This is a genomic window from Seongchinamella unica (assembly GCF_004354085.1).
Taxonomy (GTDB): domain Bacteria; phylum Pseudomonadota; class Gammaproteobacteria; order Pseudomonadales; family Halieaceae; genus Halioglobus; species Halioglobus unicus.
Genome location: NZ_SMSE01000001.1, coordinates 1566055 through 1578198, shown reverse-complemented (window position 1 = coordinate 1578198; position 12144 = coordinate 1566055). Strand labels below are relative to the sequence as shown.

8 protein-coding genes are annotated in these 12144 nt (G+C 60.4%); 4 read left to right on the top strand and 4 right to left on the bottom strand.

The window, feature by feature from the left end; genetic code table 11:
• Positions 1-4: 4 nt before the first annotated feature.
• On the bottom strand, positions 5-2239 hold the full coding sequence (locus E2F43_RS06970; protein WP_133210928.1) for a TonB-dependent receptor: 2235 nt from the start codon (positions 2237-2239) through the stop codon (positions 5-7).
• Between the two features lie 227 nt (positions 2240-2466).
• Between E2F43_RS06970 and E2F43_RS06965 the strand changes: the two genes are divergently transcribed.
• Positions 2467-3765, top strand: a complete 1299-nt coding sequence (locus tag E2F43_RS06965) for a DASH family cryptochrome (protein WP_133210926.1) — start codon at positions 2467-2469, stop codon at positions 3763-3765.
• 12 nt (positions 3766-3777) lie between these two features.
• Here E2F43_RS06965 and E2F43_RS06960 read toward each other — a convergent pair whose 3' ends face one another.
• Positions 3778-5310: a cryptochrome/photolyase family protein gene (locus E2F43_RS06960; protein ID WP_133210924.1), complete on the bottom strand. Its 1533-nt coding sequence runs from the start codon at positions 5308-5310 to the stop codon at positions 3778-3780.
• A 225-nt stretch (positions 5311-5535) separates the two neighbouring features.
• Between E2F43_RS06960 and E2F43_RS06955 the strand changes: the two genes are divergently transcribed.
• Positions 5536-7176 carry an acetolactate synthase large subunit gene (locus tag E2F43_RS06955; RefSeq protein WP_133210922.1) on the top strand — a complete coding sequence of 547 codons (1641 nt, stop codon included), beginning with the start codon at positions 5536-5538 and terminating at the stop codon, positions 7174-7176.
• A gap of 42 nt (positions 7177-7218) precedes the next feature.
• The gene (gene gdhA, locus E2F43_RS06950; protein WP_133210920.1) at positions 7219-8562 is read left to right on the top strand and encodes an NADP-specific glutamate dehydrogenase; all 1344 of its coding nucleotides are present in this window, start codon (positions 7219-7221) and stop codon (positions 8560-8562) included.
• Positions 8563-8585: 23 nt separating this feature from the next.
• On the opposite strand, the gene E2F43_RS06945 is transcribed toward gdhA, so the two are convergent.
• Entirely contained in the window at positions 8586-9905 is a 1320-nt protein-coding gene (locus E2F43_RS06945) for an MFS transporter (RefSeq protein ID WP_133210918.1), read from the bottom strand.
• Between the two features lie 139 nt (positions 9906-10044).
• Between E2F43_RS06945 and E2F43_RS06940 the strand changes: the two genes are divergently transcribed.
• On the top strand, positions 10045-11121 hold the full coding sequence (locus E2F43_RS06940) for an endonuclease/exonuclease/phosphatase family protein (RefSeq protein ID WP_133210916.1): 1077 nt from the start codon (positions 10045-10047) through the stop codon (positions 11119-11121).
• Positions 11122-11126: 5 nt separating this feature from the next.
• On the opposite strand, the gene E2F43_RS06935 is transcribed toward E2F43_RS06940, so the two are convergent.
• Positions 11127-12008, bottom strand: coding sequence for a TIGR03619 family F420-dependent LLM class oxidoreductase (locus tag E2F43_RS06935; RefSeq protein WP_133210914.1), 882 nt, complete (start codon positions 12006-12008; stop codon positions 11127-11129).
• Positions 12009-12144 lie beyond the last annotated feature (136 nt).

The window sequence follows — 12144 nt, the reverse complement described above, 5'->3', positions numbered from 1 at the left end:
GCCCTCAGTTCCAGAAATAAGTCACCTGACCGCTGACCCAGCGCGGCCTGGCGTAATGATCCTGGTTGAACCCGACGTCGATCGGAGTTCGGTAAACCAGGATTTCCTCATCGGTCAGGTTGCGTACGATCAGGCCAAACTCCCAGCGCTCGTTGCCGGTCCTGAAGCTGACCCGGGCATTGCTCACATCGTAGGACTCGATGAGGCCAGAGGGATTATTCAGGGTTTCCGAGTAGAAGTCGTCCACCCAGACATAGTCCAGCATCACCGCCAATTCGCCGCCAAGGACATCCCAGCCCTTGCGCACCATGGCGTTGAAGGAGGTATCCGGCGCCAGCGGCATATCCCTGTCAGTGACGCGACCGGCCGGCAACACCACGTCCTTGATCTGTGCATCCAGCAGGCTCAGGCCCAGGGAAATATCCCAACCGGCGCCGGGAGAGATGGAAAACTCTGCTTCCAGGCCGGTGACCTCGGCATCAAGATTACTGACCTGGGCGGCAAAGTCGACAAAGGTGAATCCCTGGTAGTCCTGGTAATCGTAAACAAACGCGGCGGCGTTAAAACGGGCCCTGCCATCCATCAGCAGGGATTTGACGCCAATCTCGCCAGCGTCCAGGGTCTCGCTGTCAAAGTCGGTGACCACGCCACCGAGAAACGGTGCATTCCAGCCCCCTGACTTGTTGCCGCGGGACAGTTTGGCGTAGGTCATCCAGTTTTCCATCGGGCGCCATTCCAGGGTGATATTGCCAGACCAGTCGTCATCGCTTTTCGAATCCGAGGCCTCGGTCTCGCCCAGCAAGCCGCCGGGCCCAAGCGGGAATCCGTCAATCGACTCGGTGGACCTGAAGCGGTAGTCCAGTTCATCCCGTGTATAGCGGAGCCCCGTGACCAGTGTCCAGGTGTCACCCAGATCGAAATCCAGCTGGCCAAACACGGCCGTGGCGGAAGTGTCCATGCTCCAGTGGCTGAGCATATTGTCCGTGGTTCCCAGGCCGGCAATAAACCCGGGCGGGATGGCACCGAAGGTGGAGAGCACATCATCGAAGTAAGCCAGGCTGACATCGATGTCCTGGCTGGCACTGGCGTCCCGCTCCAGGAAGTAAATCCCGGCCACCCAGTTCATGCTGCCGCTAATCCCGCTGAGGCGAAATTCCTGGCTGAAATGGTCCGTGTCCTGTCCGGAGTTGAGATCAAATCCCGGGCGCGGGGACAGTTCGCCATCCTCGAGGTGAGAAGCCTCGTAATCCATGTACTGGGTCACAGAAGCCAGGCTCATGCCGTTGAAGTCCCAGTCCACCAGGGCAGTAAAATTGGTGGTCTCTGAACTGAAGAAGCCCTCGGTATCAAAATCACTCTTGAACGGATCGGCGCTGCGGTCACGGTGCCCGGAGGGATCACAGCCCGGGCAGCGGCCCCAGAAATTCAGCTCCCGGGGCAGGGTAAACATCAGACCGTCCTCGTCGAAGCCGTTGGCGGAATGTTTGAAGCCCAGGTCCGTGTCCTGCTCGGCATAAAACCCGATAAGGCGGATGTCCAGGTCGTCTGTGGGCTCGAACAACAGCTGGCCGCGTACCCCGGTCTCATCCCGGCCGCGAAAATCCTTGCCCGTTGTCAGGTTATCGGCATAACCATCATAGGATTCATCGAGCACCGCCAGCCTGCCCGATATCCCGTCAGTGAGCGAGCCGTTTATTGCTCCCTCGAAACGGACCTGCGAATGATCGCCCACCTGCAGATCGGCATAGCCGCCCGCTTCGGCGGTCGGCTTGCGGCTGATAAAGTGCATCAGGCCGCCGGTCGCATTACGCCCGAATAAGGTCCCCTGCGGGCCCCGCAATACCTCAACCCGTTCCAGGTCAAACATCTGGAAGTTGGATGCCGACAATACGCTGATGTAGGCACCGTCCATGTAAACCGCATTGGGCGGCTCCTGGTGGAACGACACATCGTTTTGCGACACACCACGTATGCTGGATATGCTGATCAGCTGCTCACTGCCCTCGGCAAACATCAGTCCCGGCGTTTGTGCGGCGATATCCACATTCTTGCTCAAGCCCAGAACCCTGACATCCCGCCCGGTGAGCGCAGTGATCGAAATAGGAACGTCCTGGAGATTCTCCTGCCGCTTCTGGGCCACGACCACCACTTCTTCGAGAATACCGGGTTGGGCACTCCCCGCAGAAGCCACCGCCAGCATCGATGCCGCCAGGGCACCCCGTCGCAACATAGTATTCATGATTGTTTTCCCCCGTGACCGCTAAAAGCGGTTATTCGCCTGCATTCTAATTCTGCGTCGTTGTTGTTTTTGGCTAAATCATTAGCAGTTGCAAGCATATTACCGAAAAAGAGCGCGGATGCCGAACAGGAATCAGCGGGCATTGTCACGCTGAACCGGAAGCCGGCTTCACCCGTATTCTTCAGGCAACCACCCATTCTGGTCAGCGGGCCTCAAAGGCACATCCAATGCGTAAGCTTTACTGGTTCAGAAACGACCTGCGAGTACAGGACAACCCGGGGCTGAACGCCCTGGGCGGTGCCGACGGGGCACTGCTGGTGTTCTGCTGGCCGATCAACCGGCCCTGGTGCAATGTCACCGGCATGGGGGCGCAGCGTGAGCGCTTCCTGCTGGAAAGCCTGCAGGCGCTGCGGCAAATGCTGCACCAGCTGGGCCAGGACCTGCTGGTCCTGCAGGGTTCGCCGGAACTCGTCATTCCCGACCTCGTACGCGAGTATGGCATTGATGCGGTGGTAACCAGCCATGCTCCCGGTTACTACGAACGCAAGACCACGGAGCGGCTTGAGCGGAGCCTGTCGGTGCCATTGGAGCTTCATGAGAGCGCCACGCTGTTTGTCCCGGCAGACCTGCCGTTCCCGCTTGAGCAGTTACCCGGCCAATTCACTCCGTTTCGAAAGCGGCTGGCTGAACTGGCGCCCAACGCGCCCGTTGCAACGGTAACCAAGCTCCCGCCACCCCCTGCTGTCCGCTTTCATCCCCTGCCCGCGCCAGGCTCTGCACCGCCTCCCGCCTTACCGCTGCGCGGGGGCAGCACGGCAGGGCACAGGCGCCTGCGACAGTTTATCTTTGAGCAACAGGCTATTCGTCAATACAAGGAAACCAGGAACTGCCTTGATGCACTGAGCGGGTCCAGTACCCTCTCGCCCTGGCTGGCCAACGGCTGCATCTCGGTGCGGGAAGTGGCCCACGCCGTGGCGCGCCACGAACGGGAGCACGGCGCCAACGACTCCACCTACTGGCTGTATTTCGAACTGCTGTGGCGGGAGTTTTTCCACTGGCGCGCCCGCCAGGACGACGTAACGCTGTTCAGGCAGGGCTCCCGGAAAAAACGGCTGTACAACTGCACGTTTGAGCCTCGAGCCTTCGCCCGCTGGTGCGCCGGGGACACTGACTTTCCGCTGGTCAATGCCGTGATGCGACAGCTCGTGGCTACCGGCTGGGCCAGCAACCGTGGCCGGCAGATCGCCGCGAGCTGCCTGATCAACGAGTTGCAACTGGACTGGCGCTACGGTGCCGCCTTTTTCGAAAAACACCTGATAGATTACGACGTAGCGAGTAATTACGGCAACTGGCAGTACCTCGCCGGCGTCGGCGCAGACCCGCGGGGTGGCCGCCACTTCGACCTGGACAACCAGACCCGGGAACACGATCCCGAGGGCGTTTTTATCGAGAAGTGGGGCGGACGCAGGGCAGCCCAGCCGGCGTTTGTGACGGACGCCGCCGACTGGCCCATCAGCGAGGACTGACCCTCCCGGCGACTACTGACCCAGCAAGCGATCCTGCTCGCGCTCGGCCCACTGCAGAATACTGCGGCGATCGGCGACGGGTTTTTTATCCCAGTTCCTCAGGGCCAGTGTCATCCGCGGGTTGCCCTCAAGGGTGTCGCGGTGGCGGTCGATGAAGGCCCAGTAAAGACTGTTGTAGGGACATGCGTTTTCCCCGGTGACACGGTCTGGTCGGTAGCGACACTGGGCACAATGATTACCCTGACGCTGGATATACTTGCCACTGGCAGCATAGGGCTTGCTGGCCATCAGGCCGTCATCAGCATAGAGCGCCATCCCGAGGGTGTTGGGCAACTCAACCCACTCAAACGCATCGACATAGACCGCGAGGTACCATTCACACACCTCGCGCACTGAGAGACCGGCCAGCAGGGCAAAATTGCCGATAACCATCAAGCGCTGGATGTGATGGGCGTAACCGAGGTCCAGCGACTGGGCCAGTGCCTGCTGCAGACAGCGCAAATCGACCTCTGCATTCCAGAACCAGTCCGGGAGGTCCCGCTCAGCCTGCAGGGCATTGCGCTCGCCGTAATCGGGCATGGCCAGCCAGTACACGCCGCGCACGAACTCGCGCCACCCCAGGACCTGGCGGATGAAGCCCTCCGCCGCCGCCAGCGAGCAGCGCTCCTCCCGCCAGGCGTCCTCAACCCGCCGACAGGTCTCAACCGGGGACAGCAGTCCAATGTTGAGGTACATGGACACCAGGCTGTGATACAGCCAGTCTGACTCTTCGGCCAGGGCATCCTGGTACTGGCCGAAACGCTCCAGGCAATGCTCGATGAAGAAGTCCAGCTGCTCACTGGCCGCCTCCCGGGTGACCGCCAGGTTGAACTGTGCCAGATCACCGGGATTATCCGGGAACCTCGCCGATACCAGTTCAAGCACCTCGCGAGTGGTCTCATCGGACTCCAGTTCAGGCCGCAGGGGCACTGGGTCTTTGCCCCGCCAACCGGCGCGGTTCTCGCGGTCATAGTTCCAGCGACCGCCCTCGGGCTGCCCATCGTCGTCGAGCAAAATGCCATGGCGGCGACGCATGACCCGGTAGAAGTGCTCCATGCGCATCGCCTTGCGGCCATCGGCCCAGGCCCCAAACTCCTCAATGGAGCAGAAAAACCGGTCATCGGGCACCCAGTGCAGCGGCACTTCCCGCTGGCGGGACCAGTCCTCAAGTAGCTGCTGAACCCGGTACTCTCCGGCTTCACAGCAGCTGATGCCGTCAAACGTCCCCTGCTTTAGCGCGCGATCCAGGGCATCCGGCAATGAGGCTGCACGGTCCTCATAAGAAAAGTAAATAACCTGGTAGCCCAGCGAACGCAGTTCGTCACGAAAGTGACGCATGGCAGAAAAGACCAGGGCGATCTTGTGCCGGTTGTGGCGAACGTAGCTGGCCTCATCGGCGACTTCAGCCATCAACACGTGGGTATCCGCAGGCGTCGTGCCCTTGAGGGCGCCCGCATCACGGGTCAGCTGGTCACCCAGGACAAGGATAAGTTTATTGTCAGACATACACCTGATACGCGCGAAAACACCGCGCGGATGGACGCCCCCGTTCAGTACCAGTCGCGCCGGAGCCGTAGCCAGCGGGCGGACCTCCGGAGCCAGGGCTGATCTGCGGCCCCAGAAAACCCGTACTACTATTAACCCTGAGCCTGTCGCAGTGTTGTCGACTGGAAAGCGCCCGCGCACAAGCCCCCGCACGAGCAACCATTGGAGCCACGCCCAGAGACCCCCATGAAAGCATCAGACCTGTTCGTCAAAGCCCTGGAAGCAGAGGGCGTCAAATATGTATTCGGGATACCGGGGGAAGAGAACCTGGACCTGCTTGAATCCCTGCGCACGTCCTCTATCGAACTGGTGCTCACCCGACATGAGCAGGCTGCAGGATTCATGGCCGCCACCTATGGCCGTCTGACCGGTCATGTCGGCGTCTGCCTGTCAACGCTGGGGCCGGGTGCTACCAACCTGGTGACGGCTGCGGCCTACGCCCAGCTTGGCGCCATGCCGATGTTGATGATTACCGGCCAGAAGCCTGTCCGTACCAGCAAGCAGGGCCGCTTCCAGGTGATCGACACGGTGGACATGATGCGCCCGCTCACCAAGTACACGACCCAGGTCGTCGGCGGTGAGCGAATTCCCTCGGTAGTCAGGGAGGCCTGTCGACTGGCCGAGGAGGAACGCCCGGGGGCGACCCACATAGAGCTGCCTGAAGACATCGCGGCGGAGCAAACCACCGCCAGGCTTATCCCCGAGAGCAAGGTGCGACGCCCCATCGCAGAGCACAAGGCGATCGACTGCGCCGCAGAGCTGATCGAACAGGCAAGTTCTCCACTGCTGTTGATCGGCGCCGGCGCCAATCGCAAAATGACCAGTATGATGCTTGGCGAATTTGTCCGGGCAACCGGTATCCCCTTCGTCACCACCCAGATGGGCAAGGGCGTGCTCGATGAGAACGGGGAACTCTATCTCGGCACTACCGCGCTATCGGACGGTGATTTCGTGCACCGGGCCATCGAGGCCGCAGACCTGATCATCAACGTCGGTCACGATGTGGTAGAAAAACCGCCGTTCCTGATGGACCCGGACGGACCACGGGTGATTCATATCAATTTCGAATCCGCCGCCGTTGATCCGGTCTACTTCCCGCAGCTGGAAGTGGTTGGTGATATTGCCAACAGCGTCTGGCAGATCAAGGAAAAAGTCAGCCGGCAAGCGGGATGGGATTTCTCGTTCTTCGCTGAGGTTCACACCCGGTTCATGGCGCAAAAAACCGAATCTGAATCTGATTTGCGCTTCCCGCTGTTGCCGGAACGCCTGGTTAAACAGGTGTATAACGCCCTACCCCGGGACGGCATGATCACCCTGGACAACGGCATGTATAAAATCTGGTTTGCCCGGAATTATCCCGCCGCCTATCGCAACTCGATACTGCTGGACAATGCACTGGCGAGCATGGGCGCGGGGCTGCCCTCCGCTATCGCGGCGAAACTGGTGTATCCGGAGAGGGCAGTACTGTCTATTTGCGGCGACGGCGGATTCATGATGAACAGCCAGGAGCTGGAGACCGCCGTGCGACTGGGTCTGCACCTTGTCGTACTTATCCTGCGCGACGACGCCTACGGCATGATCAAATGGAAACAGGGCGACATGAAGTTTGCCGATTTCGGCCTCGACTACGGCAATCCCGACTTCGTGAAATACGCTGAAAGCTACGGCGCACGTGGCTGGCGGGTGGCGTCAGATGAGGATTTCGCCGGCACCATAGAGCAGTGCCTGCAAGAGCCTGCGGTCCACGTCGTGGATGTGCCGATTGACTACAGCATGAACCAGGAAACGCTCAACAAAACTCTGAAAGAACTCAGTCAGGCGCTGTAGCCCGCCCAACGGCCTGACTTACGGCATCAAGGAGAAGCACCCATGTACGACGATCTGTCGATAGAACACTTCATGAAAGGATTGATCAAACGCAATCCCCATGAAACCGAATTCCACCAGGCGGTCAGAGAAGTCGCAGAATCTGTCATTCCCTATATCATTGAAAATCCCAGATACCGCCAGGCGGGCATTATTCAACGGATGACGGAACCCGACCGCACCATCATTTTTCGCGTGGTGTGGGAGGATGACGAGGGCAACATCCGCGTCAACCGCGGTTTTCGTGTCCAGTTCAACAATTCGATCGGCCCCTACAAGGGCGGCCTGCGCTTCGATCCATCGGTCACGCTCAGCGTGCTCAAATTTCTGGCGTTTGAGCAGACCTTTAAAAACAGCCTGACCGGCCTGCCCATCGGCTCGGGTAAAGGCGGGTCGGACTTCAACCCAAAGGGCAAGTCGGACCAGGAGGTCATGCGCTTCTGCCAGTCATTCATGACCGAGCTGTTCCACCATATTGGCCCCCACACCGATATTCCGGCCGGGGATATCGGTGTAGGCAACCGGGAAATCAGTTACATGTTTGGCCAGTACAAGCGCCTGGCTCACGAGTTCACCGGCGTACTCACCGGCAAATCACTCGAGTACGGTGGCAGCCATATACGCAGCGAGGCCACCGGCTACGGCAATGCCTACTTCATGCAGGAAATGCTGAAACACCACAACGAATCAATGGAAGGAAAAGTGTGTGCCGTCTCCGGTGCGGGCAATGTTGCCCTGCACTGCGCGCGGAAAATTAACGCACTGGGTGGCAAGGTTGTCACCCTCTCGGATTCCTCCGGTTTTATTTACGATCCAGAGGGTATCAATGAGGAAAAGCTCGACTACGTCACCGAGTTGAAAACGGTTAAACGCGGACGCATCTCCGAATACGCAGACAGGTATGACTGCGACTATTACCCGGACAAACGCCCCTGGAGCGTCGACTGTGACCTGGCCTTCCCCTGCGCCACCCAGAACGAACTGGATGTCAAAGACGCCAAGGCGCTGATAAAAAACGGCTGCATGGCCATTTCCGAGGGCGCCAATATGCCTACCACCGTTGATGCCATGCATCGGCTGCAGGACGCGGGAGTGATCTTTGGCCCTGGCAAGGCGGCAAACGCAGGCGGTGTCGCCATTTCAGGGCTGGAGATGAGCCAGAATTCGATGCGACTGTCCTGGTCTGCCGAGGAAGTCGAAAACCGACTCAAAATCATTATGCGCGACATTCACGACAAGTGCGTTGAGCACGGCAGGGACGGCGACCGTGTCGACTACGTCAAGGGTGCCAATATCGCCGGCTTCATCAAGGTTGCCGATGCCATGCTCGCCTACGGGGTTAGCTGAGCCGGGGGCCGGGGCCACAAGCGCTAGTCAACCCGCTTGAGAGTCAGGCAGAACACACTGGCCAGCAGCGACACCGCCAGCAACAGCATCAGTACCGCCTGGGTGCCGTACATGGCATCCACCACCCCCAGCCCTGAGCCGCTCAGCAGGAATATTCCCAGCACCGTATTGCTGACCGCGGTGTAGCTGGAGCGCGTATCGGCAGTTGCCAGGTCCACAAGGTAGGTCTTGCGGCCAACCCTGGCACCCTGATGCGCCACAGCTGCCACAAATACCAGCAAAGCCGGCACCAGCAGCTGGGACAGCAATTGCGGCGCCAGGAAATAACTGGCAAGGGCAGCGGCCGTAACAGCCGCCGAGAGCGCGGCCGCAGCCGCCATCACATGGTGTGATGCCCGGTCCGACCAGCGCCCCCAGAATGCGCCCGACAACAGGCCGGCAGCGCCCTCTGCCAACAGCAATCCCGCCAGCCCGCCAATATCGCCCTCTCCCGTTCTCTGGATAAGCACCACCAGGTAGGGAATGGCAAAGGCAGTAGCCACCAGCAGCATGCGGGCGAGAACGAAACGTAGAAACTCCCGGTCCCGGAACAGCAATGACAGGCTCTTCAGTGCATCAGCAATTGCGTTCCCGCCTCCCTCGGTGGCGCCCGGAACTTCCGGGATTCCCGCATACACCGCTGCGGCCGCAAGCCACAACCCGGCGGCACCCGCCAGCAGCAACGCAAACAGGGCGATATCCGGGCCCGAATCCCCGGCACGGTCAGGGGCGAACCAGAGCAGGGCCGCGACCCCGAGGGTAACGAAACCGGCAATGGACGCGGCCAGCCCTGTCAAGCGACCCCGTCGGGACTTGGAAATGGTCTTGCCCAGCACATCCTTGGCTGCCACCGAACACACGCCGCGGGCCAGGCTGAACAGGGCCAGCAGGATGACAATCAGCAGCGATGCGGTTTCACCGGGAAGCAACACCAGTGCGGGAATCATCGCCAGCAGGGCCGCGGCCTGGGCAAGACTGCCCGCAACCCAGAACCACTTGCGCAGGGCGTGCTCGCGAACCCACCGGGCAATCAACAGTTGGGGTACAAGCGACAGAGACTCCCTCAGTGGCACCAGCAGGGAAATCAGGATGGCAGGTGAGCCAATGCTGGCCAGCATCCACGCCAGCACCAGCCGGCTCGAGGTCAGTGCGTCGCCTATCTTGGTAAAGGTCTGGGCCAGCAGCTGGCGCAGGAATGCCTGCGGCTGCTCGTCGCAGGCGTCATCGGGAATGTCCCGACACACGCGCGCGTCTTCATCTTCCACCAGCAGCGAGTAAATGTCTTGTGCTTTGCGTTTCAACATGACCACTCTCTACGCCATACTCCGATCATTGGTTTAGTCTGCCAGCAGCGCTCCCCGGCACCCTACTCAAGGCTGCCGCCCTGGTGTACTGTTAGGCGTTAGTCCGCGCCGCCACGGCGCAGCTGCACGGTACCCCGCATTGATTACCACTCTCGCCCTACTGACCCTGCCACTTTGCCTGCTCTCCGTGCTTCCCCTGTGGCAGAACCCCCATTGGCTGGTGAGATCTGCCGAATTTGCGCGGCAGCAGCTGGCCTGCCTGCTCGCTGTCAGCCTGACCGTCCAGTTAACCCTGTTCTCCGCCTCATCAACAGCCGGGGCAGGCCTGTTACTGCTGACCCTGACGTGCCTGGCATGGAACCTCTGGCACCTGCTGCGCTTTGTCCCCTGGTATCCCCGTGAAGTGGACCAGGCCGGTGAGCCCAGCCCGGAGAGTAGTCTGTCAATAATATCCGCCAATGTGCAGATGGAAAATCGGGATGCCGATACCCTGCTGTCGCTGGTGCGTGAAAAAACACCGGATCTGCTGGTCGCCATGGAATCCGACCAATGGTGGCAGGACCGGCTCGATGCGCTGGAAAAAGACATGCCCCACAGCGTGAAGTGCCCTCTGGACAACCGCTACGGCATTCACCTTTACTCCCGACTGCCGCTGGTCGACGCCGGCATCGAGTTTCTGGTGGAAGACGATGTGCCCTCCATTCACGCCACCGTGGTCCTCGACAGCGGCGATGACATCCGGCTGCACCTGCTGCATCCCGCGCCGCCCAGCCCGACGGAAAACCCGGAGTCAAAGGAGCGCGATGCGGAGCTGATTGTGGTCGCCAGGGCGCTGCAGGATGACGCCGGACCGACACTGGTGGCCGGCGACTTCAACGACATTCCCTGGTCGAGAACGGCAACCCTGTTTCGCCGGATCAGCGGCCTGTTGGACCCGCGGGTGGGCAGGTGTATGCTCAATACCTTCCACGCCCGTATTCCAGTGTTTCGCTGGCCTCTCGATCACCTGTACCACAGCCGCCATTTCCAGCTGGCCGCGATCACCCGTCTGCCCTACATTGGCTCCGACCACTTTCCGCTGTTCACCCGACTGGTACTGGCAAGGCCCGGGGCAGCGGCGAACACAAGCCGGGCCAGCCCCGGTGAAATTGCCGAGGCGCAGGATACAACAGCGGGTGAAGTGCGAGTGGACAGCGTCCCCGACCCCGGGAGGTAGGCCGGTCACCCCTCCCGGTGTGGCTTGATCACATTTTCCGCATACCAGTTGATCAGCCCGATTTTTTCTTCCAGGGTCTGGGTGTCGGGTTCTGCCTCATAGGGATTGCGGAAGGCGATGATCACCTCGGTGACACCGGCGGCGGCGAGATCATCCAGGCCTTCTTTGGAGTAGGCGGCCTCGGTCATGGCGTGGTACTCGAACGCCCCTTCGGTGCGACCATACTCAACCCGGAACTCCTCTATCTGCCCGATCATGCTCTTCAGCTCATCCAGCGAAGAACCGGCTGATATCCAGCCGTCGCCCAGACGCGCGGCGCGGCGCAGGGCGGGTTTGGCGTGGCCACCGACGAGCAGGGGAATCTTATGGTCCGGTACCGGGCAAAGCTTGATGGCGTCCAGCTGGAAAATTTCGCCGTCGTAGCTGAAATACTCGCCGGTCAGCAGGCCATTCACGATTTCCATCATTTCGTCCATGCGCTTGCCGCGCTTTTCCCAGGGCACCTGGCAGGCGAGGAAATCCTCCGGCCAGGGGCTGATGCCGACGCCAAAGCCGAAGCGGTCCCCGATCATCACTCCCAGGGTGGCCAACTGCTTGGCGACGACGGCGGGCTGGCGAACGGCCAGTTTAATCACTGATGTGGTAAAACGCAGTTTCTCGGTGCGCGCCGCGAGGTAGGGAATCGCAACAAAGGGCTCGAGAAAAGGCACACCATCGAGAAACTCGCGGGTGCCATCGTCGTTGTAGGGATACACGTCCGAGCCTTCTTTCGGGTAACAGATACTGTCGGGGAAGGTAAAGCTATCGAACCCGGCCTCCTCGGCGGCAATGGCCAGGGGCAGATACATATCGGGATCACACATGGTGGCGTGGTAGGCAAATTTCATCGACGATCTCCTGTTCAGTTTGTCCCCAGTTTACGTGCTGCCTCGAAAGACAGATTGATCTTTCCTCAGCAGCTGCCACGTATATTCAGCATGGTATAAAAACCCGCACCCAAAACCACGACAGAGCAGGACCGAC

What these genes read in the sequence shown, in the direction of transcription:
- E2F43_RS06955 (WP_133210922.1), top strand. Translation starts at nt 5,536, where the DNA reads ATGAAAGCATCAGACCTGTTCGTCAAAGCCCTGGAAGCAGAGGGCGTC.
- E2F43_RS06965 (WP_133210926.1), top strand. Translation starts at nt 2,467, where the DNA reads ATGCGTAAGCTTTACTGGTTCAGAAACGACCTGCGAGTACAGGACAAC.
- E2F43_RS06960 (WP_133210924.1), bottom strand. Translation starts at nt 5,310, where the DNA reads ATGTCTGACAATAAACTTATCCTTGTCCTGGGTGACCAGCTGACCCGT.
- E2F43_RS06935 (WP_133210914.1), bottom strand. Translation starts at nt 12,008, where the DNA reads ATGAAATTTGCCTACCACGCCACCATGTGTGATCCCGATATGTATCTG.
- E2F43_RS06945 (WP_133210918.1), bottom strand. Translation starts at nt 9,905, where the DNA reads ATGTTGAAACGCAAAGCACAAGACATTTACTCGCTGCTGGTGGAAGAT.
- E2F43_RS06970 (WP_133210928.1), bottom strand. Translation starts at nt 2,239, where the DNA reads ATGAATACTATGTTGCGACGGGGTGCCCTGGCGGCATCGATGCTGGCG.
- gdhA (WP_133210920.1), top strand. Translation starts at nt 7,219, where the DNA reads ATGTACGACGATCTGTCGATAGAACACTTCATGAAAGGATTGATCAAA.